Source organism: Kouleothrix sp. 19917 (assembly GCF_057073505.1).
The window spans coordinates 3,068,524-3,094,953 of the sequence record NZ_CP097099.1 but is presented as its reverse complement, the minus strand read 5'-3'; the positions used below and the strand labels follow the sequence as shown (position 1 = coordinate 3,094,953).

21 protein-coding genes and 1 pseudogene are annotated in these 26,430 nt (G+C 63.9%); 19 read left to right on the top strand and 3 right to left on the bottom strand.

Annotated features, from left to right (window positions below):
* Positions 1 to 442: 442 nt before the first annotated feature.
* The 3 genes from M1P90_RS12635 (at position 443) to trpD (ending at position 4,268) form a co-directional block, all read left to right on the top strand.
* Positions 443 to 2,194, top strand: a complete 1,752-nt coding sequence (locus M1P90_RS12635) for a PQQ-dependent sugar dehydrogenase (protein WP_483703013.1) — start codon at positions 443 to 445, stop codon at positions 2,192 to 2,194.
* A 337-nt stretch (positions 2,195 to 2,531) separates the two neighbouring features.
* Positions 2,532 to 3,047, top strand: coding sequence for a hypothetical protein (locus M1P90_RS12630; RefSeq protein WP_483703012.1), 516 nt, complete (start codon positions 2,532 to 2,534; stop codon positions 3,045 to 3,047).
* Positions 3,048 to 3,251: 204 nt separating this feature from the next.
* The gene (gene trpD / locus M1P90_RS12625; protein ID WP_483703011.1) at positions 3,252 to 4,268 is read left to right on the top strand and encodes an anthranilate phosphoribosyltransferase; all 1,017 of its coding nucleotides are present in this window, start codon (positions 3,252 to 3,254) and stop codon (positions 4,266 to 4,268) included.
* 103 nt (positions 4,269 to 4,371) lie between these two features.
* On the opposite strand, the pseudogene M1P90_RS12620 reads toward trpD, so the two are convergent.
* Positions 4,372 to 4,545 (bottom strand): annotated as a pseudogene (locus tag M1P90_RS12620) (type II toxin-antitoxin system HicA family toxin); the annotation flags it as partial.
* 35 nt (positions 4,546 to 4,580) lie between these two features.
* Entirely contained in the window at positions 4,581 to 4,790 is a 210-nt protein-coding gene (locus tag M1P90_RS12615; protein WP_483703010.1) for a type II toxin-antitoxin system HicB family antitoxin, read from the bottom strand.
* Positions 4,791 to 5,238: 448 nt separating this feature from the next.
* On the opposite strand from M1P90_RS12615, the gene M1P90_RS12610 reads away from it, so the two are divergent.
* The 12 genes from M1P90_RS12610 to M1P90_RS12555 all read left to right on the top strand — a co-directional run bounded on the left by M1P90_RS12610 (position 5,239) and on the right by M1P90_RS12555 (position 19,056).
* Entirely contained in the window at positions 5,239 to 7,719 is a 2,481-nt protein-coding gene (locus tag M1P90_RS12610; protein ID WP_483703009.1) for a serine hydrolase, read from the top strand.
* A gap of 171 nt (positions 7,720 to 7,890) precedes the next feature.
* Positions 7,891 to 9,081 (top strand): CaiB/BaiF CoA transferase family protein, encoded by a 1,191-nt coding sequence (locus M1P90_RS12605; protein WP_483703008.1) that lies wholly within the window; start codon positions 7,891 to 7,893, stop codon positions 9,079 to 9,081.
* A 90-nt stretch (positions 9,082 to 9,171) separates the two neighbouring features.
* On the top strand, positions 9,172 to 9,489 hold the full coding sequence (locus tag M1P90_RS12600) for a hypothetical protein (protein ID WP_483703007.1): 318 nt from the start codon (positions 9,172 to 9,174) through the stop codon (positions 9,487 to 9,489).
* A gap of 214 nt (positions 9,490 to 9,703) precedes the next feature.
* On the top strand, positions 9,704 to 10,561 hold the full coding sequence (locus M1P90_RS12595) for a TlyA family RNA methyltransferase (RefSeq protein ID WP_483703006.1): 858 nt from the start codon (positions 9,704 to 9,706) through the stop codon (positions 10,559 to 10,561).
* Positions 10,558 to 11,388: an MBL fold metallo-hydrolase gene (locus M1P90_RS12590; RefSeq protein ID WP_483703005.1), complete on the top strand. Its 831-nt coding sequence runs from the start codon at positions 10,558 to 10,560 to the stop codon at positions 11,386 to 11,388. The genes M1P90_RS12595 and M1P90_RS12590 overlap by 4 nt, the downstream gene beginning before the upstream one ends.
* A complete protein-coding gene (locus M1P90_RS12585; protein WP_483703004.1) occupies positions 11,385 to 11,714 on the top strand; it encodes a YkgJ family cysteine cluster protein in 330 nt (109 codons plus the stop codon). The genes M1P90_RS12590 and M1P90_RS12585 overlap by 4 nt, the downstream gene beginning before the upstream one ends.
* Positions 11,715 to 12,061: 347 nt before the next feature.
* Complete coding sequence (gene coxB / locus M1P90_RS12580; RefSeq protein ID WP_483703003.1) at positions 12,062 to 13,081, top strand: cytochrome c oxidase subunit II; 1,020 nt, start codon at positions 12,062 to 12,064, stop codon at positions 13,079 to 13,081.
* A 16-nt stretch (positions 13,082 to 13,097) separates the two neighbouring features.
* Positions 13,098 to 15,023, top strand: coding sequence for a cytochrome c oxidase subunit I (ctaD, locus tag M1P90_RS12575; protein WP_483703002.1), 1,926 nt, complete (start codon positions 13,098 to 13,100; stop codon positions 15,021 to 15,023).
* A gap of 93 nt (positions 15,024 to 15,116) precedes the next feature.
* Positions 15,117 to 15,803, top strand: coding sequence for a cytochrome c oxidase subunit 3 (locus tag M1P90_RS12570; RefSeq protein WP_483703001.1), 687 nt, complete (start codon positions 15,117 to 15,119; stop codon positions 15,801 to 15,803).
* Positions 15,804 to 15,816: 13 nt separating this feature from the next.
* The gene (locus M1P90_RS12565) at positions 15,817 to 16,119 is read left to right on the top strand and encodes a cytochrome C oxidase subunit IV family protein (protein ID WP_483703000.1); all 303 of its coding nucleotides are present in this window, start codon (positions 15,817 to 15,819) and stop codon (positions 16,117 to 16,119) included.
* A gap of 89 nt (positions 16,120 to 16,208) precedes the next feature.
* Positions 16,209 to 17,009 carry a cytochrome c oxidase assembly protein gene (locus M1P90_RS12560; protein ID WP_483702999.1) on the top strand — a complete coding sequence of 267 codons (801 nt, stop codon included), beginning with the start codon at positions 16,209 to 16,211 and terminating at the stop codon, positions 17,007 to 17,009.
* 25 nt (positions 17,010 to 17,034) lie between these two features.
* On the top strand, positions 17,035 to 19,056 hold the full coding sequence (locus tag M1P90_RS12555) for a glycosyltransferase family 39 protein (RefSeq protein WP_483702998.1): 2,022 nt from the start codon (positions 17,035 to 17,037) through the stop codon (positions 19,054 to 19,056).
* 58 nt (positions 19,057 to 19,114) lie between these two features.
* Here the strand turns inward: M1P90_RS12555 and uvrC are convergent, their stop codons facing one another.
* Positions 19,115 to 21,157, bottom strand: coding sequence for an excinuclease ABC subunit UvrC (uvrC, locus tag M1P90_RS12550; protein ID WP_483702997.1), 2,043 nt, complete (start codon positions 21,155 to 21,157; stop codon positions 19,115 to 19,117).
* A gap of 704 nt (positions 21,158 to 21,861) precedes the next feature.
* Here uvrC and M1P90_RS12545 point away from each other — a divergent pair.
* The 4 genes from M1P90_RS12545 to M1P90_RS12530 all read left to right on the top strand — a co-directional run bounded on the left by M1P90_RS12545 (position 21,862) and on the right by M1P90_RS12530 (position 26,272).
* Positions 21,862 to 22,428 carry a hypothetical protein gene (locus tag M1P90_RS12545; protein ID WP_483702996.1) on the top strand — a complete coding sequence of 189 codons (567 nt, stop codon included), beginning with the start codon at positions 21,862 to 21,864 and terminating at the stop codon, positions 22,426 to 22,428.
* Between the two features lie 193 nt (positions 22,429 to 22,621).
* Positions 22,622 to 24,100, top strand: a complete 1,479-nt coding sequence (locus M1P90_RS12540; RefSeq protein ID WP_483702995.1) for an FAD-binding oxidoreductase — start codon at positions 22,622 to 22,624, stop codon at positions 24,098 to 24,100.
* A 62-nt stretch (positions 24,101 to 24,162) separates the two neighbouring features.
* Complete coding sequence (locus M1P90_RS12535) at positions 24,163 to 25,161, top strand: (Fe-S)-binding protein (protein ID WP_483702994.1); 999 nt, start codon at positions 24,163 to 24,165, stop codon at positions 25,159 to 25,161.
* 211 nt (positions 25,162 to 25,372) lie between these two features.
* On the top strand, positions 25,373 to 26,272 hold the full coding sequence (locus tag M1P90_RS12530) for a sugar phosphate isomerase/epimerase family protein (RefSeq protein WP_483702993.1): 900 nt from the start codon (positions 25,373 to 25,375) through the stop codon (positions 26,270 to 26,272).
* The last annotated feature ends 158 nt before the right edge of the window (positions 26,273 to 26,430 follow it).

The window sequence follows — 26,430 nt, the reverse complement described above, 5'->3', positions numbered from 1 at the left end:
GAAAACCTGCAACTGCATAGGGGTTTAGGGTCTGGGGTTTTGGGATTGAGCGTGAAACCTTGTAACCTGCCAACCTTCAAACCTGCAACCTGCAACCTTCAAACCTGCAACTGCATAGGGGTTTAGGGTCTGGGGTTTTGGGATTGAGCGTGAAACCTTGTAACCTGCCAACCTTCAAACCTGCAACCTGCAACCTTCAAACCTGCAACTGCATAGGGGTTTAGGGTCTGGGGTTTTGGGATTGAGCGTGAAACCTTGTAACCTGCCAACGTTCAAACCTGCAACCTGCAACCTTCAAACCTGCAACCTTCAAACCTGCAACCTGAAAACCTTCGAACCTATAACCTGCAACCCCGAAGCACCCGCAGCTCAGCCGCCTGTCATACACTCTGGCGCGCGGCGGGCGTAGCATAGAGAAAAGTGTGTGAGAAAGCGAGCGAAAATGAAGCGATATGTCTTTCTTCTGCTGCTGAGCGTGTGCCTGCTGGCGCTCGCGCCCGCCGCGCAGGCCGCCCCCGGCGACCGCTGCTTCCCCGAAACCACCGAGTGCATTGCCGGGCGCTTTGCGCAATACTGGGATGGCAATGGCGGCCTGCCGGTCTTTGGCCTGCCAATTGGCGAGCAGCGCCAGGAGCGCGGCACCGAAGGCGTGTTTGTGTCGCAGTGGTTCGAGCGCGAGCGCTTCGAGGCCCACCCCGAAAATAAAGCCCCCTACGACGTGCTGCTGGGCCGCCTGGGCGACGAGGCGCTGCGCCGGCAGGGCCGCGACTGGCAGACCTTCCCGAAGGGTCAGCCACAGGCTGGCTGCCAGTTCTTCGACGCGACCGGCCACGCGCTGTGCGAGCCATTTCTGAGCTACTGGAAGACCCACGGCCTGGAGTTCGACGGGCAGCGCGGCACGGGCTACGACGAAAGCCTGGCCTTGTTCGGCTACCCACTGTCCGAGCCGGCTATGGAAACCAACAGCTCGGGCTTCACCGTGCTGACGCAGTGGTTCGAGCGCGCGCGCTTTGAGTACCTGCCCAACAACCCCGACCCCTACAAGGTGCTGCTGGGCCGTCTCGGCGCCGAAGTGTACGATCCGCTGACCGGCACTGGCCCGATTGTGTACCAGCAGGTGCAGCAAAATGGCTGGCCGCAACCGCTTGAAGTGCCGAAAGGTTTTACGATTGAAGAAGCTGCGGCCGGTTTGCAATCGCCGCGCTTCATGGCCATCGACCCGGCGGATGGCAGCCTGGTGTACGGGTCGCACACCACCAGTCAGGTTGTGCGCCTGCGCGACACCAACGGCGATGGGCGCTACGACCAGACGCAAACAGTTGCGGGCGGGCTGGCCGCCGTGCATAGCGTGGCCTTTGTGAACGCCGGGCCGGGCGGCACGCCGGTGCTCTACGCCGCCGCCGAAGATCGGCTGGTGCGCCTGAGCAACTTCGACGCCAGCGGCGCGGCGCAATCGGTCGACCTGGTGCTGGCGCTGCCGTCGGGCGCGAAAGACCTGTACGGCCACCGCACGCGCACGCTCGCCGTCGGCCCCGACGGCAAGCTCTACCTGTCGGTTGGCTCGTCGTGCGATGTGTGCGTGGAAGACACGCCCCTGCGCGCCGCGCTGCTGCGCATGAATGCCGATGGCAGCGGGCTGGAGGTGTATGCCAGCGGCTTGCGCAACACCGTGGGCTTTGAGTGGCGGCCATTCACCCACGAGCTGTGGGGCGCCGACATGGGCCGCAACAACCTCGGCGCGGACAAAGTGCACGACGAGCTGAACCAAATCGTGCAGGGTGCAAACTACGGCTGGCCCTACTGCTACGACAATAATGTGCCGAACCCCGAGTTCAACGACGCCAGCAAGTGCGCGAACAGCGTCGCGCCCGCGTTCAACTTCCCGCCGCACTGGGCGCCGCTGGGCCTGATCTTCTACAACAAGGTTGGCTTCCCGCCCGTGTTCCAGGGCGACGCGCTGGTAGCCTTCCACGGCACCGCCACCGACCAGGTGCAGCAGCTATCCGGCTATAACGTTTCGTGGGTGCGCTTTCGCCACGGCCAGCCCACGGCGATGTACGACCTTGTGCGCGGCTGGAACGCTAACGGGCAGGTGTGGGGTCGCCCGGCCGGGCTGCTTCAGCTTGCCGACGGCAGCGTGCTCATCTCCGACGACCTGGGTGGGCGGATTTTCCGGCTGCGCTATACAGGTTAGGATCATCCACAGATTACACAGATTCCGCAGATTGAATTTCAATATCTGTGTAATCTGCGGATGTGAGAAACAAGGCGCGGGCGAGTCGCACGATTCGCCCGCGCTGCTGTGTGCGCAGAACTTTGCAGGCGCGTCGGGCAAATTGTGCAAGTATCTCCATCAGATCTTCATTGTTTCTTAACTATTTTTTTGCTATGCTCTACACTGCGTATCACGACGTTCAAATAGCGTCGTGCGATACGCGACGTGATGAAGGCACGCGGTTTGCCTGAAAACGAGCTACGTGCCAAACTGAGCGGATTGCCCGCCAGTATCTCTAGCAAGGAGTGTTCTCTGTATGTTGGGAAGCTTGCAAACGTTCGTTCAACGCCGGTTCTTCACCCTACTCATGCTGCTGCTTGCCGCAGGGTTCCTGCTGATTTTTGGCGAACTGGTTCTCTACAATCACTTCAAAGGCTTGCAAATCCTTGGCACGGCCTCGACCGTAATTGGCGCGATCATGGCGCTGGTGGGCATTGGCGCAGGCGCGAACCTGCGGCGCTGGCTGGCGGTAGGCTTTATTGCCTTGTCGCTGGTGGGCGTGATTGGCGTGTTCGAGCACAACGAAGAGCGCCTGGGCGGCGAAGAAGAGCGCCGGCCGCCGGCCGCGCAGACCACCGGCAACCAGGCGAGTGGCGAGTCGGGCGAGAACGAGCAGGGCGAAAGCGAAGAAGCGGGTGAAGCTGGCGAAGCTGGTGAGCGCCCCGAAGGCCCGGGCGAAGAAACCCCGCCGCCGCCGCTGGCCCCGCTCAGTCTGGCGGGCTTCTGCGCGCTGGGCGCGGTGGCGCTGCTGGGCCGCAAAGACCCGGCATAATAACGTTTCGCAGGCAGGGCCGGGTGCATGCGCGCCCGGCTTTGCTGTGCGCGCCAGAAGGGCATCGATTGCGGCGTGTAAATTCACAGATCTGCGTAATCACGCAGATACGGCTCTGGAAAGCCAAGCGCATACTGACTTCTGAATCCTGGCTTCTGAATACTGCTATAATACTTCGCACACAAGCAAGAAGTGGAGATGCATATGCCCATCCGCGATCAGATCATCGCGCTGGCGCGCGGCGGCGAACTTTCGCAGGCCGATGCTGCCTCGGCCATGGAAGAAATTATGACGGGCGTCGCCACTCCCGCCCAGATCGCCGCGTTTCTGACGGCGCTGCACCTTAAAGGCGAAACCGAAGCCGAGATCGCGGGCATGGCGCAGGTGATGCGCGAGAAAGCGATGCCGGTGCACTACGACGCCCCCGTGCTCGACACATGCGGCACTGGCGGCGATGCCTCGGGCACATTCAATATTTCCACCACGGCGGCGTTTGTGGCGGCTGGCGCGGGCGCAACCGTGGCCAAGCACGGCAACCGCGCCGCGTCGAGCGCGTGCGGCTCGGCTGATGTGCTGGAAGGGCTGGGCGTGAATATCGAGCTGGATGCCGAGGGCGTGGTGCGCTGCCTGCGCGACGCCGGCATTGGCTTTATGTTTGCGCAGAAGTTCCACCCGGCAATGCGCTTTGCCGGCCCGGTGCGGCGCGAAATCGGCATTCGCACGGTGTTCAACATTCTCGGCCCGCTCTCGAACCCGGCGCGCGCGCGCCACCAGGTGCTGGGCGTGGCAAATGCCGACCTTGCCGAGAAGCTGGCGCGGGCCCTGCAGCGGCTCGATACCGTGCACGCACTGGTGGTGCACGGCCACGGCGGGCTGGATGAGTTGTCGCTCAGCGGGCCAAACCTGGTGTACGAGGTGCGCGCCGGCCAGGACATGCAGCGCTACGAGCTTGCGCCCGGCGACCTGGGCCTGAGCGCCGCGCCGAAAGATGCCGTGCTCGGCAGCGATGTGGCGGCCAACGTCGCGATTGTGAACGATATTCTGGCGGGCGAGGAAACCGGGCCGAAGCGCGATATCGTGCTGCTGAACGCTGCCGCCGCCCTGGTTGCCGCCAACCTGGCAGGCAGCCTGCCCGAAGGGCTGGAGCAGGCGCGCGCGAGCATCACCAGCGGCGCGGCGCGCGAGCGGCTCGGGCGAATGGTTGTGGCGAGCCGGGGTTAGGCCAAAAGCAGTATTCAGGTGTCAGGAGACAGAAGTCAGTCGGTTTTGGCTCGCTGACGCCTTTTTTTGGATTACTGTTGTGGGTTTTCGTGGCCGAACTGAATTATACGTCGTTGGGTGTCAAACCAGTGTGTTTTGCGAGACGCGCTAACATCCGTGGGCCAAGCTCTTCGTTGTCGTGAAAAGCAAATACTACATCTGGCCATCCCGGTCGTTCGAGTGTTTTATGTGAGCCAGAAATACGCTTGACACGCCATCCAATGCGTAATAGTGCGGCAAGAACTCGGCGTGCTTTTGTTGCCGACTATTGACTCATGCAGCTGCCGCAAATGCAATAGGTGTCCAAGTCGGTGCTGCTTCGTCATGTTCAAGACGATCTGCGATAACTCGGAGCGCTAAGGCCTGAACATGCGCAATTGCAGCATCACGAGTCGGGCCGTAGCTAAGGACGCCAGGTAATTCAAGGACTTCAGCGATCCACCGACCATCCGGTTCTTGTTCATACTCAATGGTCAAATCCATACTATCCCTCCAGCAGTTGTTGAGTAGCGTGTGCAACGGGATTTTGTATGATGCGATTGTAGCATGAAAGTATTCGTAGCGAACAAAAGTACCATAGGCTGTTTTCGCCTGAGAGGCATATAACGGAAGTCGGAAAGAGGCGCCGTACAACTGACTTATCTGCGTAATCTGTGGACTTTATCGAACACGTCGGGGAGGCGCACACGCGCCTCCTTCGCTATTCTCACCGACCTCTCATAGAAACATATGACCCGCGTTGGCTAGCGTTTCGGGCTTCTGCGAACGGCGAATAATTAGAAAACCGCTTATCCTGAAGCATCATGGCTGCAAGGCGAGCCGGCGCTCTTTTTCATAAACCTTTTACACAGCTCCTTTTGCACACAAACTATCTTCGGCATAGCGCGTGCAGTAGCATGCGGCAGGAGGGTTGTAGCAAAAGGGAGAAGGTATGCAGGCTGAACGACGCGTTGCACCGCAGCTGCAAGCGCCGCACCTGCCATATATGCCTGGGCTTGATGGGTTGCGGGCGTTGGCGGTGATCGCTGTGCTTCTGTACCACGCCGACTTGGGGGCCAGCGGCGGCTACCTGGGCGTTGAGACGTTTTTTGTGCTGAGTGGCTTTTTGATCACTGCGCTGCTGCGCACCGAGTGGGAGCGACACGGGCGGGTGAATCTGGTCGATTTCTGGTTGCGACGCGCGCGCCGGCTTCTGCCGGCGCTGTTTGTTGTGCTGGGCGGGGTGCTGCTGCTGGCGGCGGTGCTGCTGCCCGGCGAGCTTGCGGCGCTGCGCGCCGATGCGCTGGCCGCGCTGGCCTATGTGATGAACTGGCGGCTGGTGCTGAGCCAGCAATCGTACTTCGACGCGGGCTTGCGCCCGTCGCTCTTGCAGCACCTGTGGTCGCTGGCGGTGGAAGAACAGTTTTACCTGCTGTGGCCGCTGCTGTTTGTGCTGGCGATGCGCTGGCTGGGCCGGCGCGGCACGCTGGCGCTCGCGCTGGCGGGCGTGGTGGCGAGCACGCTGGCAATGGCGCTCCTGTTCGACCCCGGCGCCGATCCGTCGCGCCTGTACTACGGCACCGACACGCGCGCGGCTGGCTTGCTGCTAGGCGCGGCGCTGGCGCTGGCGTGGTCGCCAGCCGGGGCTGCGGCCAGCGCGCGGCGCGGGCGGGCGCTCGATGCGGCTGGCGGGCTGGCGCTAGGCGGCTTGCTGCTGGCCTACCTTGGCTTTTCCGAAGCGCACCCATTGCTGTACCGTGGCGGCTTTCTGGCGATTGCGCTGGTGACGACGCTGCTGATTGTGGCGGCGACGCACCCGGCCGCGCGCCTGCTGCCGCGCCTGCTTGGCGTTGCGCCGCTGCGCTGGGTGGGCCAGCGCTCGTATGGCATGTACCTGTGGCACTGGCCGGTGTTTATGCTGACGCGGCCGGGCCTGGATGTGCCAATCGACGGCTGGCCGCTGCTGGCGCTGCGCTTTGGCCTGGTGCTGCTGCTCACCGAGCTGTCGTTCCGCTATGTCGAGCAGCCGGTGCGGCGCGGCGCGTTGGGTCGCTGGTGGCGCGGGCTGCGCACCCCGCCGATCCCGGCGGCGCGGCCAACCGTGCCCGCGCTGGCAATGGCGATGGTGCTGCTGGGCGCGTGCGCGGTGCCGCCAGCCACGCCAGCCGATCTGCCCACGGAGATCCCGCTCGCCACGATTGTTCCAACCATCGTGCCCACCAACGCCCCGTCGTCCACGCCGCTGCTCGTGCCAACCGCGCCGCCGACCGCCGAGCCAACGGCCACGCCCGAGCCAACGGCCACAGCCGAGCCGACCGCCGCGCCAACGGAGGCGGCAACCAGCGCGCCAGTGGCGACCGTCGACCCGGCGCTGGCCGAGCGTTTGCAAGCCATCCTCGACGAGCTGGTGGCCGACGGCACAATTCCCGGCGCGGTGCTTTCGGTGAGCATTCCCGGGCAGGGCGTGTGGAATGGCGCCAGCGGCATGAGCGACCGCGCGGCCGCAACGGCCATGACCACCGACACGCGCCTGCGCATCGCCAGCATCAGCAAGGTCTTCACGGCGGTGGTGGTGCTGCAACTCGTGGAAGAAGGCGTGATCGCGCTTGACGACCCCATGGCGAAATGGCTGCCCGATCTTGTGCCGGCCGGCGAGCGCATCACCGTGCGCAATTTGCTGCAACACACCACTGGCCTGTACGACTACCTGGAAGATCGCAGCTATGTCGGCAAGGTCTACAGCCAGCCCGAGCGCGTCTTTACCTCGCGCGAGCTGGTGGAGTACGCCGCCAGCAAGCCGGCGCTGTTCAAGCCCGGCGCAAAGGGCGGCTGGGATTATTCCAGCACCAACTTTGTGATCCTGGGCATGATCGTGGAATCCGCGACCGGCAACACGCTGGCCGACGAAATGCGCGCCCGCATTTTCACGCCGCTGGAGCTGACCAGCACCTACTTCGCGCCCGACGAGCCGGTGGAAGGCGTAGCGGCGCGCGGCTACTCAGGCAGCACCGACCAAAGCGCGGCGGCGATGTCGTTCGCCTTTGCCACGGCCAACATCGTGTCGCGCCCCGACGACGTGCGGCGCTTCGCCGACGCGCTGTTCGGCGGCGAGCTGCTGCAGCCCGCCATGCTCGACCAGATGCTGCAATTTGTGAACGGCAAAGGCCAGTACAAAATGCCGGCGCTGGAATATGGCCTGGGCGTGATGCGCAACAAGCTGGCGGTTGGCCCCGCCGCCGACGGGCAGGCGCGCAGCGATGAGCTGAAAACCGTGATGGGCCATATCGGTGGATTCGGTGGCTTCCGCTCGGCTGTGTGGCACGCGCCCGCCACCGGTATCACCATTGCGCTGGGCGAAAACCAGGGCGCGACCGACCCGAACATCCTTGCCACGCGTGTCTTCGACGCCGTGCTTGCCGGCATTGGCAAATAAGCGCATTCCGCACTACGGTTGCAGCGCCGTCCGGGTCGAACGTGTATCGGCCCGGACGTTTGTATTGTTTGCTTCTCGCCCCTGACCCCCAACCCCTGACTCCTGACTCCTGGCTGCTGACTCCTGCTATAATACCCGCCACGAAACCGCCCGTAGTGCAAAGGACCGCCCATGACCCCGCCTCTCGACGGCCTGCGCGTGCTCGACCTGACGCGTGCCCTGGCCGGCCCATTCTGCGCGCAGATGCTTGGCGACATGGGCGCCGACATTGTGAAAGTCGAGCAGCCCGGCGTGGGCGATAATGCGCGCGCGTGGGGGCCGCCGTTCCAGGGCGGCGAGAGCAGCTACTTCCTGAGCGTCAATCGCAACAAGCGCAGTATTGCGCTCAATCTGCGCGACGCGCGCGGCGCCGAGGTGCTGCGCCGGCTGGTGGCCGGCAGCGATGTGTTGCTGGAAAATTTTGTGCCCGGCACGCTCGACCGCCTGGGCTTTAGCTACGAAGCCTGCGCCGCGCTTGCGCCCAACCTAATCTACTGTTCGATCTCAGGGTTTGGGCAAACTGGCCCCGAGCGCGAACGCGCCGCCTACGACCAGATCTTGCAGGGCATGGGCGGGATCATGAGCATGACCGGCGCGGCTGGCGGCGAGCCAATGCGCGTGGGCATCGCCATCGCCGACATCATGGCCGGCATGTTTGCCGCCTACGCCGTGCAGGTCGCGCTCTACCACCGCGAGCGCGCCGGCGTGGGCCAACGCGTCGACACCTCGCTGCTCGAAGGGCAGCTGGCGATGATGACCTACCAGGCCGGGCGCTACTTCGCCACTGGCGAGGCACCCGGCACCAGCGGCAACATGCACCCAACGATTGTGCCCTACGGGCTGTACCGCGCCGCCGACGCCTTTTTCAACCTGGCGGTCGGCACCGAAGACCTGTGGCGGCGCTTCTGCGCGGCGCTCGGGATGGAACACCTGCGCGAGGACCCGCGCTTTGCGCGTAACCCCGACCGGCTGGCCCATCGCGATGCCCTGAACGACATCCTGGCCGAGGCATTTGCGCGCCACCCAATCGCCGAGATCGAGTCGCTGCTAAACGAGGCTGGCGTGCCCTGCGGCGCGGTGCGCGATCTGCATACCGCCTTCACCGACCCGCAAACCGACGCGATTGGCATTGTGCGCGAACTGGATCATCCCAGTGCGGGCGCGATCAAAGTGGTTGGCCCTCCGTATCATCTTTCGGCCACGCCGCCCGAAGTGCGCCTGCCGCCGCCGCGCCTGGGCGAGCACACTGACGCAATTTTGCATGAGCTGGGCTACGACGAAACCGCCATCGCCGAACTGCGCGCGAGCCGCGTGGTGGAATAACAGGGTTGCGTTTTGAGTGCTACATGCTGAGTTAGGATCATTCATAACTAAGCACTCAACATTCAAAACTTAACACTCGCCGGAGGCGATATGACCGAGCACGATGGGCTGTTCAGCATCACAACGCGCCTTCTGCTCACGGCCGAGCAGCGCGCCCGGCTGGAAACGCTGGTGCACGAGCGCGACGTCGATCTGGTCGATCTGCTGTCGGAAATTGTGGCCGACTACCTCGAAGCACAGGACATTGCCGTTCCATCTGCGCCCGCGCCCGACACCAGCGCCGAATTGCAGCGCCGCCGGGCCGAGCTGGCGCGATTGCGCGCCCGCAGCGACGCGGCCGGCCAGCCGGCCTGGCTCATTTCCTACATCAGCGCGCTCGAAGCCGAAGTGGCGCGGCTGGAAGGCTAGCCGCCGGCGCCACTCGTTTGTAACTCGGTCCTGCTACCCTGGATGTGCGCTTGCAAGGCAACTTATTTCCAGGGCTAGGTCAAAGTCCCAAAATCCATCCACAGATGACGCAGATTACGCAGAAGGGAGACCTATATATCTGTGTAATCTGCGTAATCTGCGGATATATCTCGCTTCCCATTCCAGCGTTGACATGGCTTTGGTTTATTTCATTATGGCGAAACACAAAACCCGGCTCGATCAGCTGCTGGTGCAGCGCGGCATGGCCGAAACACGCAACAAAGCCCAGGCGCTGATCCTGGCGGGATCGGTGCGTATTGGCGGCGCGGCCCATACCAAAGCGGGCGAGCTTGTGCCCGACGACGCCGAGATCGAGCTGGCCGCCGCGCTGCCCTACGCCAGCCGGGGCGGCTACAAGCTCGCCCACGCGCTCGACGCCTTTGCGCTCGATCCGGCAGGACTGGTTGCAATGGATGTGGGCGCGTCGACGGGTGGCTTCACCAGCGTGCTTCTGCAGCGCGGCGCGGCGCGTGTGTACGCGGTCGATGTGGGCTATGGCATTATCGACTGGCGGCTGCGGCAGGACGCGCGGGTGGTGGTGATCGAGCGCACAAATATTCGCTACCTGGAATCGTTGCCAGGGGATGAGGAACAGGAGAGGGGGGATGGAACTGCCGCCCCAACCCCCAACCCCCAACCCCCAAACCCTATTCTCGCCGCCTGCGCAACCATCGACGTCTCGTTCATCTCGCTGCGCCTGGTGCTGCCGGCGGTGCAGCGCCTGATCGCGCCGGGCGCGTGGGTGGTGGCGCTGATCAAGCCGCAGTTCGAGGCCGGCGCGGAGCAGGTGGGCAAGGGCGGCGTGGTGCGCGACCCGGCGGCGCACACGGCGGTGCTCCGCGAGGTGTTGGGCTTCAGCGCGCAGATCGGGCTCGTGCCGCACGGCCTGGTGCGCTCGCCGATCACCGGGCCGGCTGGCAACATCGAATTTCTGGCGTGGCTGGGCGGGCCGGGGTCGCAGCTCGACACCGAGCGCGCGATTGCCGCCGCATTAGAGCGCGGGCAAGCATGACGACGCACAGCATCACACTTGGCGCAGCGCGTGTGTATGCGCTAAACCTCGGCACGCTCATGGCCGACCTGGCCGACTGGCTGCGCGTGCCGCCCGCCCAGCGCGGCGCTGACGCGCCACTGTTCGCGCAGCTGGTCGCGGTGCCCGCGCAGTCGATGCTGGTGGTTGCGCCGGGCGCGACCGTGCTGGTGGATGCCTGCGACCCGGTGGCGCTGCCCGCATTCGAGACGGTGCCGCCCGACTACCAGCCGCCGCCCAATGCGCGGGAGCAGCTGGCCGCGCTGGGAATTGCGCCCGAGGCGGTTGACTATGTGGTGGTGACGCACCTGCACACCGACCACTACATCGGCCTGGCGCACGACGTTCAGGGCGAAATGCTGCCATGCTTCCCACGCGCGCGGCACATCATTGGCCGGGCCGATTGGGACGCGGCGCGGCACATGCTGGCAACGCCCGGCACTGCGGCGGCGCGCGTGCTTGGCCCACTCTGGCGCGCTGGCCTGATTGAGCTGGTGGACGGGCCGCGCACGCTGGTGGCGGGTATCGAGGTGCTGCCGCTGCCGGGCGAAACGCCCGGGCACCTGGCCGTGCGGGTGGAAATGGCCGGGCAGCGCTGCATGGCGATTGGCGACCTGTACCATCATGAAGTGGAAGTTGCGCGCCCCGAGTGGCTGGTGCGCTGGGCCGACCCGGTGGCAAGCGCCAGCAGCCGCGCCGCGCTCGGTGCCGCCGACCCAAACGGCGATGACATTCTTCTGGCAAGCCATATTGCTGGCTTTGGGCGGCTGCGCCGCGCGGCTGGCCTCGCACGGTGGGAGGCGCTGTGACGCATGAGGAAGGGCTGGAGTGCCGGGCTGGCTGTGGCGCGTGCTGCATCGCGCCGTCGATCTCATCGCCCATCCCGGGCATGACGAATGGCAAGCCAGCCGGCGTGCGCTGCGCCCAGCTCACCGACGACAACCGCTGCAAACTGTTTGGGCATCCCGAGCGCCCGGATGTGTGCGCCAGCCTGCGGCCAAGCCGCGACATGTGCGGCTGGAACCGGGTGGAAGCCCTGATGTGGCTGAACGAACTCGAACGCGCAACCGCCCCACCGCCGAACAGTGTGGTGCGAAGCGAGGCGGCGGGCGGCGCGAGTGAGCGTGGAAAATAGCCCGAATACGTGATTGCCAGGGGCCGTGGAAAGACACGCGCTGAGGCTCTGGAACGCTGGCAATGACGTTGACGAATCGAGCTATTTATGTATAATCAGCGTGTGCAAATTTTCACTTAATTTCTGGAGTCCGCTCATAGCGAATGATACCTGGCCCAGGTACTCATCGCGCACATGCCCAAGCGCCGCACCGCAGCCCAGGCCTTGCGACGATGGATGTCTGTCCCCGGTCTTGTTCGCCACTAGCAGGAGGTCCCATGCGGGCACGTCGTCCTTCTTTCAGACTGCCTGTGGTAGCAACCCTATCCCTGGCTGGCGCAGCGTTGCTTCTTTCGAGCTGCGGCCAGGTGCTTCCCGCAACCACGCTGCACCCGAATGGTGATTATGCGCAGCGCGTCTACGACCTGATGATCCCAGTATTCTGGGCAGCACTAGGCGTATTTGTCGTGGTGGAAAGCATTCTGATCTACTCCGTGTTTCGCTTCCGGCAGCGTTCGGAGAACGACCCCATCCCGGCGCAGATCCATGGCAACACCCGCATTGAGATCATGTGGACAATCGCGCCGGCGCTGATTCTGCTGGTTATTGCGGTGCTGAGCTTCCGCACGCAGGCCGTGAATGCAACGCAGCCAGCCGACGCGATGCAGATCAAAGTGGTGGGCCATCAGTGGTGGTGGGAATTCCAGTACGAAGACAAAAAGATTGTCACAGCCAACGATGTGTACATCCCAGTTGGCAAGCCGGTGCAGTTCAAGATGACCAGTGTTGATGTTATCCACGATCCGTGGGTGCCGCGGCTCTCGGGCAAAACCGATGCCATTCCCGGCGCAAACAATATCAACTACATCTCGTTCACGCCGCTGGAGCCCGGGATCTACCGCGGCCTGTGCGCCGAGTTTTGTGGCGAAGAGCACGCCGTCATGCGCTTCCGCGTGATCGCCGTGCCACAGGAAGTCTTCGATAGCTGGGTGCAGCAGCATCAGCAGCCGGTTGGCCCCAGCTTCCAGGCGGCGGCAGCCGACCCGGCACGGCTTGGCCCGGGCGACCCGGCGCGCGGCGAGAAGGCCTTCCTGAACGCCAAAAACCTGTGTATCACCTGCCACGCGATTAGCGGCTACAAAGAGGCGGTTGGCGTTACCGGCCCGAACCTGACCTACTTTGGCAGCCGTGAGACGATCGGGGCCGGCGCGCTGCCGAACACGCCCGAGAACCTTTCGCGCTGGATCCACAACCCCGGTGCCGTCAAGCCCGGCAACATCATGAGCACTGTGATCAAGCCTGGCACCGTTTCCGACCAGGACATCGCCGATATTGTCGCGTTCCTTGAGAGCCAGACAGTGTCGATCGAGAAGCCCGCCGAGCGCTAGTTATCTGGAGGCAGCAATGGCAACACTCGAGCGTTCCGTCTCGCCGGTGCGCATTCAGCAAACCAAGGCCGACCCAGGTGGCTGGCTTTCGTGGCTCACCACGGTCGACCATAAGAAGATCGGGATTATGTACCTGATCTCGGCGTTCTTCTTCTTCGTGATTGGCGGCATCGAGGCGCTGCTGATCCGCTTGCAGCTGGGCGCGCCGAACAATACCATCCTTTCACCCGATGTGTACAACCAGATCTTCACCATGCACGCCACCACAATGGTGTTCCTGGCGATCATGCCGATGCTGGTGGGCTTTGGTAACTACTTTGTGCCGCTGATGATTGGCGCGCGCGATATGGCCTACCCGCGCCTGAACGCGCTGAGTATCTGGCTGTTCATCTTTGGCGGCCTGATGCTGTACGCCAGCTTCATCACCGGCGGCGCGCCCGGCGCGGGCTGGTTCGCCTATGCCCCGCTGAGCGGCAAAGCCTACTCGCCCACCACCGGCATGGACTACTGGGTGCTGGGCCTGGGCATCACCGGCGTGGCGTCGATTGCTGGCGCGCTGAACTTTATTGTCACGACGCTGAACCTGCGCGCGCCGGGTATGTCGTTTAACCGCATGCCGCTGTTTGTGTGGACCAACCTGGTCACGTCGTTTCTGATCATCTTCGCCTTCCCGAGCCTGACGGTGGCGCAGGTGATGCTGTTCTTCGACCGCCAGTTTGGCACCAACTTCTTCAACCCGGGCGGCGGCGGCGACCCGCTGCTGTGGCAGCACCTGTTCTGGTTCTTCGGCCACCCCGAGGTGTACATCATGATCCTGCCCGCGATGGGCATCATCTCGGAGATCCTGCCGACTTTCTCGCGCAAGCCGATCTTTGGCTATGCATTCATCGCCTACTCGACGGTGGCGATTGGCTTCCTGGGCTTCACCGTGTGGGCGCACCATATGTTCGCCACCGGCATGGGCCCGCTGGTCAATGGCTTCTTCTCGGCTGGCAGCTTCCTGATTGGCGTGCCGACCGGCGTGAAGATTTTTAACTGGATCGCCACGCTCTACCTCGGCAACATCCGCCTGAAAACGCCACTGTACTTCGCGGTGGGCTTTGTGGCGATGTTTATCATCGGCGGCATTTCGGGCATTACGCTCGGCTCGCCGGTGCTCGACTCGCAGCAGACCGACACCTACTATGTGGTGGCGCACATCCACTATGTGCTGTTTGGCGGCAGCATTTTCGCGCTCTTTGCTGGCTTCTACTACTGGTTCCCGAAGATGACCGGCCGCATGTATAACGAAGGCCTGGGCAAGCTTCAGTTCTGGTTCATGCTGATCTCGTTCAATGTGACCTTCTTCCCGATGCACATCGTCGGCATTGAAGGCATGCCCCGCCGCTACTACACCTACGAGCCGGGCATGGGCTGGGATATCTGGAACCTGATTGAGACGATTGGCGCCTTTGCGCTGGCGCTCTCGATCCTGCTGTTCATCTGGAACATGCTGACCAGCATCCGCAATGGCGCGCCGGCCCCGCTCGACCCGTGGGACGCGGCGACGCTGGAGTGGGGCACGCCAAGCTCGCCGCCGCCGGCCCACAACTTCGACAAGATCCCGACCGTGTACAGCCGCCGCCCGCTGTGGGATACCAAATACCCCGAGCTGGAAATGGCGCACGAGCCGGGCACGCACGCGGTTAAGCGCGGCGAAATGATCGAGCGTGAGCGCGCGCGCCACCCCGAAGCCGCCGACGAGCCATTCATCCACATGCCATCGCCAACGCTTGCGCCAATGATTGTCTCGTTTGGCGTGATGGTAGCCGGCTTTGGCGCGCTGTATCGCTTTGTGTCGGAAGATGTGCCGGTGCCGTTCCTGGCGCTGATCGGCATTGCGATTATTGCGGTTGGCATTTTCCGCTGGGTGAAAGACTCGCACGCCGACGCGCTGCACTAGCTTGACTAGAACCAGGAACCGGGAAACTGCTTGCGTCAGACAGGCGGCTCCTGGTTTCTGGTTCCGAGGTTCTTTCTGAAAGAGGAGCTACGCATGAGCCAAGTTTCCACAGCACCGGGGCACGCGTCGGCCGGGCATGGCGCCCACGAAGCGCACGGCGCGCACGCAACCTCGATGCACGTCGATAGCCGCAAGCTCGGCGTCTGGGCCTTTATCGGCTCGGAAGTAATGTTCTTCGCGGCGCTGATTACGGTGTACCTGATCTACAAGCCGCGCAACCTGGCCAATGGCGGCCCCGACCCGAAAGAAGTGCTGGGCATTGGCGTCACCAGCGTGCTGGCCGCCATCCTGCTGGCTAGCTCGGTGACAATGGTGCTGGCGCTGGCGGCTTCGCGCCGTGGCGACCGGCGGCAGTTCACGATCTGGATGCTTTCGACCGTTGTGCTGGGGCTGTGCTTTCTGGGCGGCCAGGCCTTCGAGTTCACGGAGCTGATCGCGGGCGAAGGCATTACAATGTCTACCAGCATGTTCGGCGAAACCTTCTTCATCCTCACGGGCTTTCACGGCACCCACGTGGCGATTGGCGTGATCTGGCTGCTGGCAACCTACTTCAAGGTGCGCGCCTACCCCAGCTCGTCCGAGAACGTGATGGATATCGAGCTGGCCGGCCTGTACTGGCACTTCGTCGACCTGGTGTGGGTGGGTATTTTCACGATCATCTACCTGATGCCCGATTTTGCGCCGGCCGCCGAGATGCTATTCTTCCATTTCCATCTGTAAGGAGCGTATCGCAATGGCTGAGAACCATACCGAAGAACACGCGCCACGCTTCTACCTGATCGTCGGCGCGGCGCTGGCGGTGATTACGGTCGCGGAAGTGCTGGTGACGTTTGTGCCAATGCCCGCGATCGCGCTGCTGGCCATCCTGATGGTCATGATGGTGGTGAAGGGCGCGGCCGTGGTCATGTTCTTTATGCACCTGCGCGGCGACGCGAATGTGTTCAAGTTCCTGTTTATTGCCCCGCTGATCCTGGCAGTTTCGATGTTTCTTGCCATGCACCTGCTGTTTAGCGGGCATGTCGGCATTGGCGGCTAGCCTGGCGTGGGTTGATATGGCGGAAAGGTGGCGTGGCGGCGTTTCGGCGCTGGCTGTGTCACCTTTTTCCCTTTTCGGGAGTTACCCGTATGTTCGCATGGAATTGGGACCCAACCATCCTGATTGGGCTGGCCTTGCAGGCTGGTGCCTACCTGGCGTGTGTTGGGCCGCTGCGGAAGTATTTTCCTGGCTCCGAGCCAGTGTCGCCGGCGCGCGTGCAGACCTTTCTGCTTGGCTCGCTGGTGCTGTTTATTGCCCTGTGCTCGCCAATCGAGACGCTGGGCGACGGCTACCTGCTGTCGGCACATATGGTTCAGCACCTCCTGATGACGCTGATTGCGCCGCCGCTGCTGCTGCTGGGCACACCGCGCTGGCTGTTTCGCCCGCTGCTGCGGCTGCCGCTGGCCTTGCCAATCGGGCGGTTCATCACCAACCCGGTGTTTGCCTTCCTGAGCTACAACATCGTCTTTGCGATCTGGCACACGCCAGCCTACTACGAGGCAACGCTGCGCAGCGTGCCGATCCATGTGCTTGAGCACGCGCTCTTCTTCAGCACGGCGGCGCTGACGTGGTGGCCGATCTTCAGCCCGATGAATGAGCTGCCGCGCCTGCCCGACCCGGCGCAGTGCCTGTACCTGTTTCTCGAATCGCTGCCGCCGACGATCCTGGGCGCGCTGATCACCTTTGCGAGCTGGGTACTCTACCCAACCTACCGGCGCGCGCCGCGCGTGTGGGGCATTTCGGCCGAGCTCGATCAGCAGATGGCCGGCTTAATCATGTGGATCCCGGGCGCGCTGGTGTTTCTGGGGGTGCTGACGGTGGTGTTCTTCCGCTGGTTCAATAACGACGACTACGTGCCCAGCCACGACTCGTGGCCGGCGGCGCAGTAGTGCGCCCCGAAGGCGCGGCCCTGCTATGTCGATAAGTCTGCCGCTGCGCCGCGCCCGCACCCTGGTGCTCACGACCCCGGCGCTGTTTCTGCTGGTGCTCGTTGCTGCCTTGCTGCCGCGCGTGTTTACGCTCGATCGCCCGCTGACGGTCGATGAAGCGTATTTCTGGCAGAACCGCAGCGCAACCTTTCTGCAAGCCCTCACAAGCGGCGACTTCGCCGACACCATTATTACCGGCCACCCGGGCGTGACGACGATGTGGCTGGGCAGCCTCGGCATCCTGCTGGAGCGCGCGCTTCAGGCGCTGGGCGTCATCGGCAGCGCCACGCCGCCCACGCATCTGGCGCTGCTGCGTCTGCCAGTGGCCTGCGCGGCGTCGCTGGCGATTGCGGGCGGCTTTGTGCTGCTGCGCCGCGTGCTGGGCGCTGGCGTGGCGCTGCTGGCGGCGCTCTTGTGGGCGAGCGACCCGTTTCTGGTGGCGCACACGCGCCTGCTGCATGTTGATGGCGTGCTGACGGCCCTGATGCTTGTTGCGCTGCTGGGCATGCTGGCGGCCTGCTTTGACCAAACCGGGGCGCGCGTGCAGCCGGGGCGGCGGGCGCTGGCGCTGGCCGGCGTGGCGACCGGCCTGGCGCTGGTGACAAAGGCGCCGGGCCTGCTGCTGCTGCCCTGCTGCGGCCTGGTGCTGCTGGTGTGGGCGTGGCTCCGCCGCCGCGCGCCGGGCACGCTGCGGTCGTTTTTTCTGGCCGGGCTGCTGTGGCTTGGCGTGGCGCTGCTGGCAGCGTTTCTGGCCTGGCCGGCGCTGTGGGTTGCGCCCAAAAGCGCGATCACCAGCGTCGTCAATGAGATGGTTGTGAACGGCGGCACCGAGCACCCGCACAACTTCCTGCTCGGCAGCCCCGACCACGACCCCGGCGCGCTGTTCTACCCGGTGACGCTGCTGGCGCGCACCACGCCCTGGGCGGCGCTGGGCGTGCTGGCGCTGCTGGTGGCGCTGGCGCGGCGCTGGGAATGGCTGCGCGGGCGTGGCGCGGCGCTCCTGCTTGTCGCTTTTGCTGCGCTGTTTGTGGTTGGCGTGCTGAGCGCCGCGCCCAAGAAGTTCGACCGCTATGCGCTGCCGGCGATTCCGCTGCTGCTGGTGCTGGCGGCCTGCGGGCTTGCCTGGCTGGGCGGGCTGATGCCCGGGCTTCTGCGGCGGGGTGGCGTGCTGCTGCTGGCGCTGATGGCGGCCACCACGCTGCTGCTGGTCCACCCGTATTATCTCGCCTACTATAGCCCGCTGATTGGCGGCAGCGCCGGCGCCGTCAGGGCCGTGCCGATTGGCTGGGGCGAAGGGCTCGATCTCGCCGCCGACTGGCTGAATGCGCAGCCAGATATTGCGCAGAGCGTGGTGGGCACGTGGTCGCCGCCGTCGATTCAAGCCTACCTGCACACCACCGCCACCTGGCAGGAACTGATCGATACCAATCGCGCCGATTATCTGGTGGTCTACCTCTACCAGGTGCAGACCGGCGGGCTGTACTTTGGCGAATTCTACCCGGCCTGCGCGCCGCTCCATACCGTGCGCATCGCTGGCATCGACTATGTGTGGATCTACAAGACGCCGCGCCGACAGGCCGAACCACTGGCGGCGCGCTTTGGCGATGCGTTTGCGGTCGATGGTTTTAGCCTGCTGCCGCCCAACACGGCCTGTGGCGCGAGCAAGCTGGCGCTGTCGCTCGGCTTGCAGACGCGCGCGCGCCCGGCCCAGCCGCTGAATGTGTTTGTGCATATCATTGGGGCGGGCGGGCCGGTGGCGCAGTTTGATCTCCCGCTTGACGCGCTGCTGCCGCCAGCGCAGTGGGGCGCCGGGGAAAAAGTGGAAGCGCCGCTCGAGCTGCCGCTGCCCGCCGACATTGCCTCGGGGAAATACCAGGTCTTTGTGGGGAGCTACGACCCGGCCAGCGGCCAGCGGCTGCCGCTCCAAACCACCGCGCCCGCCAGTGGGGCCGATGGCCCGGATGCGCTGCTGGTAGCAGAATTCACGATTCAGCAGCCAGAAAAATGAGCGGGCTACTGGCCCTGCCGCGCTGCCGTCGGGATGATCACCCAGGCGGCGCGCGGCGTCACAGCAGCCCTTTCAGCTCCTCGGCGCTCTTGCGGTTCATGCCCGGCACGGCGGCAAGCTGCTCAATCGTCGCGGCGCGAATGCCGTCGAGCGAGCCAAAGGCTTTCAGCAGGGCGCGGCGGCGCTTGGGGCCAATGCCGGGGATTTCTTCCAGCGTGGATGTGAGCGCCGACTTGGTGCGCAGGTTGCGGTGATACTGCTTGGCGAAGCGGTCGGTTTCCTCGTCGATGGTCTGGATGAGCCGCAGCGCCGCGCTGTCGCGGCCCAGCACAATCAGCTCGCTCGCCCCCGGCTGCAGCAGGTCGAAACGGTCGCGCCGCACGCCTTTCACCACGCCCACGGTGGGAATGTGATCGAAATGCAGCTCGCGCAGCACCTCCATTGCGCCATTGAGCTGCCCCACGCCGCCGTCGATCAGAATGAGATCGGGCAACTCGGCCCAGGTGTCGTCGGATTTTTGTGTGGCGCTGAGTTTCCCGTTTTGCACCGTCTCCACGTCGTCCCGAACTGCCTCGGCCTCGTCGATGGCGCGCTGCTCGGGGTCGGTCGCGTCGGCGTTCTCGGGCGGCGTGGTCGCACTCATCACCGAGAACTCCGAGCTCAGCACTTCGCCCGATTCCTCGGCGGCGCGCTTGAAGCGGCGGCGCAGCACTTCCTGGATCGACGCGACATCGTTTGCGCCCTCGACGGTTTTGATCCTGAACTTGCGGTAGCGGTTTTTCTTCGGCTCGCCCTGCTCGAACACCACCATCGCGCCCACCGAATTCGTGCCCTGCGTGTTCGAAATGTCGTAGCACTCGATGCGCGCGGGCAGGCCGGGCAGGCCCAGCAGATCGCGAATTTCGCTCAGGCTGGCGACGGCCTTCTGCTCGGTGTTGAGCCACTGCAGGCGCATTTCTTCAAGCTTCTGGCGGGCATTCTGCTCGGCCATGTCGATCAGCTTGCGCTTTTCGCCCCGGCGCGGCACCTGTATTTCGACCTTGTGGCCGCCTTTCTGGCGCAGCCATTGCTCGATGATCACCGGCTCCTCGACATGGTCGGCCAGCAGGATGTTGGGCGGCACCTGCGCGGCGGTGTCGTAGAACTGCGTGAGAAACGACGAAAGCAGCTGCTGGTCGTCTTCATCCTCGGTGTTTTGCAGGGCGAAGGGCTCCGAGCCGATCAGCTTGCCGCCGCGAATGTAGAAAACCTGCACCACCGCCGAGCCAGCTTCACGCGCAAAGGCAATCACGTCCTGGTCGGTGTCGACCGTGCGCAGCACCTGCTGGCGCTGGCTGATCTGCTCGATGTCGCGGATCTGGTCGCGAAGGTAGCCGGCGCGCTCATATTCCATGTTCTCGGCGGCACTGGCCATGCGGCGGCGCAGATCGCGCACGATCTGGTCGGTTTTGCCTTCCAGAAAGCGGCAGACCGCCTCGATTGTGGCGCGGTACTCGGCGCGGTCGACCAGATCGGGCACGCACGGCCCCAGGCAGCGGTGGATGTCGTAGTACATACATGGCTTGCCAAGCTTGCGGTGCCGGTTGAACTTGTCGTCCTTGCAGTCGTAGGGCGGGCGAAAGGCGAACAGGCGGTTCAGCTCTTTGAGCACGCGCCGCACCGCGCCCGCGCTGGAGTAGGGCCCGAAGTAGCGCGAGCCGTCCTCGGGGGTGGCGCGGGTGCTGAAGATGCGCGGCCAGGCTTCGTGCAGCGTCACGCGGATGAAGGGGTAGCTCTTGTTGTCCTTCAGCAGGATGTTGTACTTCGGCTGGTGCTCCTTGATCAGGTTCATTTCAAGCAGCAGCGCTTCCAGCTCCGAGCTGGTCAGGATGATCTCGAAGTCGGCGATATTCGCGACAAGGCGGCGGGTTTTGCTGTTCAGGCCGCGCGGCGCGCCAAAGTAGGAGCGCATGCGGTCGCGCAGGACCTTGCTTTTGCCGACGTAGAGAATATGGCCGGTTGCGTCTTTCCAGATGTAGACGCCGGGCGCGAGCGGCACATTTTTGAGACGCTCCTGAAAGAGCGGCTGATCGGCGATCGCCGTGTGTGTCAGGTTTGGCATGGCTTTACGCTGTGAAAAGTAGAACGTGTGTAGTATAGCGCATCGCGCGGCGCTCGGCAAAAGTGGGGTTTGGGGAATAGGGTTTGGGGTTTGGTGCTGTGGCTGTTTCTGCCTTCAAACCCTAGACCTGAGAGCGCGGTTTGCTCGGGCCGCAAGGCCGCAGGGGCTACGCCGCCCCACCCACTTTGTGGGTACCCGCCCGGCACTGGGGCTTGCGCCCCAGATCCCAAATTTTAGGTGGTTGGCATACTCGATATTTAGTTTTCATGCCTCCGTTATGCTCACCGCTGGCATCTGCCGATACAAATGGGTGCCGGTTTGAATGCTTTCTAACGAAATCCGTATTGCTTGTCTGATGCCTTGCCTTGATCCACAACGGAGGCATGACACACAATCATTTGGACTTGGTATCACGCTCTTTAAGGGGTTCGGGGCAAGGCCCCGACGGCGGGGTTGTTAGGGGTCGGCGGCGACCCCTAACCGCGGAGCGCGAGGGCGCGCAGCCCTCGCAAAGGGGCGGGGGCGGGGGCGGGGGCGGACACACAGGTCCGCCCAGACAGGTCCGCCCAGACAGGTCCGCCCAGACAGGTCCGCCCAGACAGGTCCGCCCAGACAGGGTCGCCAAGAGACGATACACCATTGACATGCCCTGCGCAGCGCGCTATAGTGCCCGCACTGAGGGCAAATACGCATGAGGAACGCACATGCAGCGGCGCGTAGTGTTGGCAATCCTCGCCGGGCTGGTCGCGGGCGCGCTGCTCGCTTGCGCGGGCCTGGGCGCGCTCGGCATGCGCCACGGAGCCAACACGGCGCTGGCAGCGGCGCGGGCACGCTGGCAGGCTCAGGCCATGACCCACTACCGCCTGGTCGTTCGCGAATCGACTGGCGCGGGCGATTGCAGGCAAGACCTTGAGATCAGCGCCGAGCAGATTGTGGCAGTGCGCGAGAACCAGTGCGTGCGCGTGCCAAGCTGGACCGTCTCGAACCTGTTTACCTGGGTGGCCGGCCTGAATGGGCAGGCCCGGCGCTGCTACCCTTCCGAAGTTACGTGCGTCTGCTATGCGCAATACAGCGCCGAGGCGCGCTACGACCCGCAGCTTGGCTATCCGCTTGCCGTAACCTACCGCTGGCACCTCGAAACAAACTGGGCGTATGCGGGGCACTGGGAGCGCTTGTGGCGCGTGCATGAGCTGCCCAGCTGCGCGGCGATTGCTCGCCGAACCTCGGATTTCACCACAATCTCTGTGCTCGCGCTCACACCCTTACCCTAGCAAATTTTCCCGCTTGACGACTCGCCATTCTTTCAGTATACTCTGGATACTTCACTGTATCCAAACCTGCGTCCCATCTTTCATCCAACAACCCTGAGCTTGTGGCGTGCCTGCGCGGCCGGCGAACTGCGTGTTCCCCTGCCTGCGCGCCAGCGTAACAACGGTGTTCCAGCGGCTCGGAGCGAGGCCACGCATGTGGCTGCCAAAAAGCAGCGAGGCTTGTTTGGTGTTGCACCCGTTTCAGCGCGAAGCAATCTATAGCGAGCTGGCCGACGCGCTTGGCCCCGACTCTGTGTCGGTGAGCGCCAGCGACCGCCTGATCTACACCGGCGACTGGTCGTGGATGTCGCAGGTGTGGCTCGATCGCGGCGAGCAGCCGCCGCTGCCCGATTTCATTGCGCACCCCGGCACACCCGCCGAGGTCTGCGCGGTGCTGCAGATCGCGGCACGCCACCGCCTGCCGGTCGTGCCATGGGGCGGCGGCTCGGGCTCGCAGGGCGGCGCCGCGCCGCTCTACGGCGGCATTGTGCTCGACACCAAGCGGCTCGACAAAATTCTCCAGATCGACGAAAGCTCGCTGACGGTGCGCGCGCAGGCCGGCGTGATCGGCACAACGCTGGAGTGGGCGCTGAACGAGCGCGGCCTGACGCTGCCGCACTACCCGTCTTCCGCGAACTGCGCCACCCTCGGTGGCTACCTGGCCGCGCGCGGTTCGGGCGTGATCTCCACCAAATATGGCAAGGCCGAAGACCTGGTGCTTTCCGCCGAGGTGGCGCTGCCCAACGGCACGCTCATGCGCACACTGCCGGTGCCCAACCATGCCAGCGGGCCGGGCCTGCTGCAGCTGTTTGTTGGCTCGGAAGGCACGCTGGGCGTGATCACCGAGGCGACCATGCGCGTTGAGCACGTGCCCGAGGCGCGCTTGTTCCGTGCGGTGCTGTTTGCCGACTTGGCGGCGGCGCTGGAAGCTGGCCGGCGCATCATGACGGCGCGCTTGCAGCCGTGCGTGCTGCGCCTCTACGACGAAGCCTCGACCAGTTCGATGCTGAAGCGCGTGCTGGGGCTGGAATTGCAGGGCGCGTGTTTCATTATTGGCTTCGACGGCTGGGCCGAGATCGCGGCGGCGCAGGAAGCGCGGGCGCTGGCGATCTGCGCCGAGCTGAGCGGGCAGGACCTGGGCCGCGAGCCGGGCGAACACTGGTGGGAGCACCGCTACGATTTCTACTACCCGCCGCTCACACTCTCGCTGCCAAAGATGTACGGCACGATCGAAACGGTCTGCACCTTCGACAAGATCGCGGCGGTGTACCACAGCAAAAAGCGCCTGATCGAAGAAGACTACGCCGCCTGGAATGCGCGCTACATCGCGCACTTTTCGCACTGGTTCCCCTGGGGCGTGATGGTCTACGACCGTTTTGTGATCGACGAGCCGCCCGCCGACCCGAGCGAGGCGCTGCGGCTGCACAACCAGATCTGGACGGCGGCAGCGCGCGCGTCGCTGGCGGCAGGCGCGGTGCTGAACGAGCACCACGGCATCGGCTGGAAACTTGGCCGCCTGATGCCCGAGCTGTATGGCGCGGCCTGGCCGGTGCTGGGCGAGATCAAGCGCGTGATCGACCCGCAGAATATTATGAATCCGGGGAAGCTGGGATTTCCCGTCGGAAGTTCTTAGTTTTGAGTGCTAAGTTTTGAATTGGGGCCACTCAAAACTCAACACTCAAAACTCAAAACTGTATGAACGACATTCTTCTAACAACCGAGTCCTGCCGCTTCTGCCTGATGTGCCGGCACATTTGCCCGGTCACGCGGGTGACGTTTAACGAAGCGACCTCGCCGCACGGCTGGGCGCTAGCCGTCTCGTCGGTGCGGCGCGGGCTGCTCGCGTGGGACGCGGAAGCCGCCAACCTGCTCTACCAGTGCGCCGACTGCGGGGCCTGCGAGTCGTTCTGCGTTACCGACCAGCCGCTGCCCGACGCGATTGTGGCGGCGCGCGCCGCGCTGCTGGCGCAGGGTGGGCCGCATCCTGAGCTGCCGGAAACCATGCCCGTGCGCGATCTGGGTGTTTCGCTTGAAGCGGCGCGCGCGCTGCTCGAAACGCTTGGCGTGAACGACCCGCTGGTCGCGCCCGAGCAGGATATTGCGCTGGCCTACACGCTTGGTTTGCACGACAGGGCGCGCGCGGCGGCGCAAACCCTGTCCGACGAGCTTGCGCGTGTTGGCGCGCGCCGCCTGCTGGTGCTCGCGCCCGACGACGCGCACACATTGCTGCACATTTTCCCACGCCTGGGCGTGGCGCTGCCCGACGGCGCAGAGGTGATCGAGCTGACGGCGCTGCTGGCGACCCTGCTGAACGAAGGGCGCTTGCGGCTGCGGCGCGGCAATGCCGAACTGGCCTACCACGACCCGTGCCAAACGCCGCGCTTCGGTGGGCGCTGGCGCGCGCCGCGCCGCCTGCTGGCCGCGCTGACCGAGCGCCCGATTCAGGAAGGTTTCTGGCGCGAGCAGCGCGCCGCAAGCTGTGGCGCCAGCGGTGGCTTGCCGCTCACGCAGCCGCGTTTGGCGGGCGACATGGCTCGCGCCGCGCTGAATGACGCCACGCGCAGCGGCGCGCGCACAGTTGTGACCGAAGCGCCCGCCTGTCTGGCGCATCTGCGCGCCCACGCTGGCGATGGCGTCGAGGTGATTGGGCTGTACGAACTGCTGGCGCAGCACGTTGAAAGTTCTGAATGCTGAGTTTTGAATATTGAGTTATCTGTCAGCATTCAAAATCTCGCGGAGCGCCGAAAATACACAAAAAGATCGTGGTGTTGTTTGAACGTTGTGGCTGGAGTTGCGACGATTCAACGCTCACCACGATCACTCAAAACTTCACGTTTATCAAAATTTGTGGCAATGTAAAACTCAACATTCATCATTCAAAACTTTCACGTAAGGAGGAGCAACGATGCAAGTCTCCATGCACAACTGGATGCGGGCAGAGCCGCTCGAAACCACCATCCGCCGGCTGGCGAAGTACGGCTACGACAGCATTGAGATCAGCTACGACAGCGTCGAGCTTTCGCCCGGCGCGCCCGGCACCAAGGCCGTAGCGCAGATGCTCAAGGACAACGGGATCACCTGCTACGGCTCGATCAGCCTGATGTTCACCGGCCGCGACCTGATCCACGCCGACCCGGCCGTGCGCGCCAGCTCGGTCGAGTACCTGAAAAACTGCATCACCATGGTCAAGGAGCTGGACGGCCAGCTGATGAGCATTGTGCCTTCCGAGGTGGGCAAGGTCAAGGCGATGGCCTCACCCGAGGAAGAATGGCAGTGGGCGATCGAGGGGCTGAAGGAAGTGCACGCGCACGCCACCAAGGAAGGCGTTCGCGTGGCGCTGGAGCCGCTCAACCGCTTCGAGACGAACTTCCTCAACCGGCACGATCAGGCCCTGCTGCTGGCCGAGCAGGTTGCGCCCGATGTTGGCGTGTGCCTGGATGTCTACCACATGAACCAGGAAGACGCCAACATGTTCAAGGCGATTGAAAACGCTGGCTCCAAGCTCTACGACCTGCATGTGGCCGACAACAACCGCATGGCGTGCGGGCAGGGCGCGCTCGACTGGGAGCGCCTGCTGAACACCTGCAAGAAGATCGGCTACGACGGCTCGCTGACGGTTGAGTTTGTGCCGCCAATCGACCGCACGCCGGCCAACCCTTACAAGAATGCGCTGGCTGCCGCCGATTCCACGCTCACTGCCGATCAGCTCAAGTTCATCGAAGACCACGGCTCGGGCGTGCTCTCGGAAGAGTTCTACTCCTGGCTGGTCGAGGAAAGCATCAAGACGCTGCGCAAATACATGTAATTTACGATTGACGATTTACGATTGACGATTATTGCGTCATTCCAGAACCGAGAACCAGGAACCAAGAACCAAGCAGCGCATGCCCCACATCCTATTCATACAATAGCTGCTGCCGGGTTGAGCCGTCGTAAATCGTAAATCGTAAATCAAAAATAGCC

What these genes read in the sequence shown, in the direction of transcription:
- M1P90_RS12635 (WP_483703013.1), top strand. Translation starts at nt 443, where the DNA reads ATGAAGCGATATGTCTTTCTTCTGCTGCTGAGCGTGTGCCTGCTGGCG.
- M1P90_RS12630 (WP_483703012.1), top strand. Translation starts at nt 2,532, where the DNA reads ATGTTGGGAAGCTTGCAAACGTTCGTTCAACGCCGGTTCTTCACCCTA.
- trpD (WP_483703011.1), top strand. Translation starts at nt 3,252, where the DNA reads ATGCCCATCCGCGATCAGATCATCGCGCTGGCGCGCGGCGGCGAACTT.
- M1P90_RS12615 (WP_483703010.1), bottom strand. Translation starts at nt 4,790, where the DNA reads ATGGATTTGACCATTGAGTATGAACAAGAACCGGATGGTCGGTGGATC.
- M1P90_RS12610 (WP_483703009.1), top strand. Translation starts at nt 5,239, where the DNA reads ATGCAGGCTGAACGACGCGTTGCACCGCAGCTGCAAGCGCCGCACCTG.
- M1P90_RS12605 (WP_483703008.1), top strand. Translation starts at nt 7,891, where the DNA reads ATGACCCCGCCTCTCGACGGCCTGCGCGTGCTCGACCTGACGCGTGCC.
- M1P90_RS12600 (WP_483703007.1), top strand. Translation starts at nt 9,172, where the DNA reads ATGACCGAGCACGATGGGCTGTTCAGCATCACAACGCGCCTTCTGCTC.
- M1P90_RS12595 (WP_483703006.1), top strand. Translation starts at nt 9,704, where the DNA reads ATGGCGAAACACAAAACCCGGCTCGATCAGCTGCTGGTGCAGCGCGGC.
- M1P90_RS12590 (WP_483703005.1), top strand. Translation starts at nt 10,558, where the DNA reads ATGACGACGCACAGCATCACACTTGGCGCAGCGCGTGTGTATGCGCTA.
- ctaD (WP_483703002.1), top strand. Translation starts at nt 13,098, where the DNA reads ATGGCAACACTCGAGCGTTCCGTCTCGCCGGTGCGCATTCAGCAAACC.
- M1P90_RS12570 (WP_483703001.1), top strand. Translation starts at nt 15,117, where the DNA reads ATGAGCCAAGTTTCCACAGCACCGGGGCACGCGTCGGCCGGGCATGGC.
- M1P90_RS12565 (WP_483703000.1), top strand. Translation starts at nt 15,817, where the DNA reads ATGGCTGAGAACCATACCGAAGAACACGCGCCACGCTTCTACCTGATC.
- M1P90_RS12560 (WP_483702999.1), top strand. Translation starts at nt 16,209, where the DNA reads ATGTTCGCATGGAATTGGGACCCAACCATCCTGATTGGGCTGGCCTTG.
- M1P90_RS12555 (WP_483702998.1), top strand. Translation starts at nt 17,035, where the DNA reads ATGTCGATAAGTCTGCCGCTGCGCCGCGCCCGCACCCTGGTGCTCACG.
- uvrC (WP_483702997.1), bottom strand. Translation starts at nt 21,157, where the DNA reads ATGCCAAACCTGACACACACGGCGATCGCCGATCAGCCGCTCTTTCAG.
- M1P90_RS12545 (WP_483702996.1), top strand. Translation starts at nt 21,862, where the DNA reads ATGCAGCGGCGCGTAGTGTTGGCAATCCTCGCCGGGCTGGTCGCGGGC.
- M1P90_RS12540 (WP_483702995.1), top strand. Translation starts at nt 22,622, where the DNA reads ATGTGGCTGCCAAAAAGCAGCGAGGCTTGTTTGGTGTTGCACCCGTTT.
- M1P90_RS12535 (WP_483702994.1), top strand. Translation starts at nt 24,163, where the DNA reads ATGAACGACATTCTTCTAACAACCGAGTCCTGCCGCTTCTGCCTGATG.
- M1P90_RS12530 (WP_483702993.1), top strand. Translation starts at nt 25,373, where the DNA reads ATGCAAGTCTCCATGCACAACTGGATGCGGGCAGAGCCGCTCGAAACC.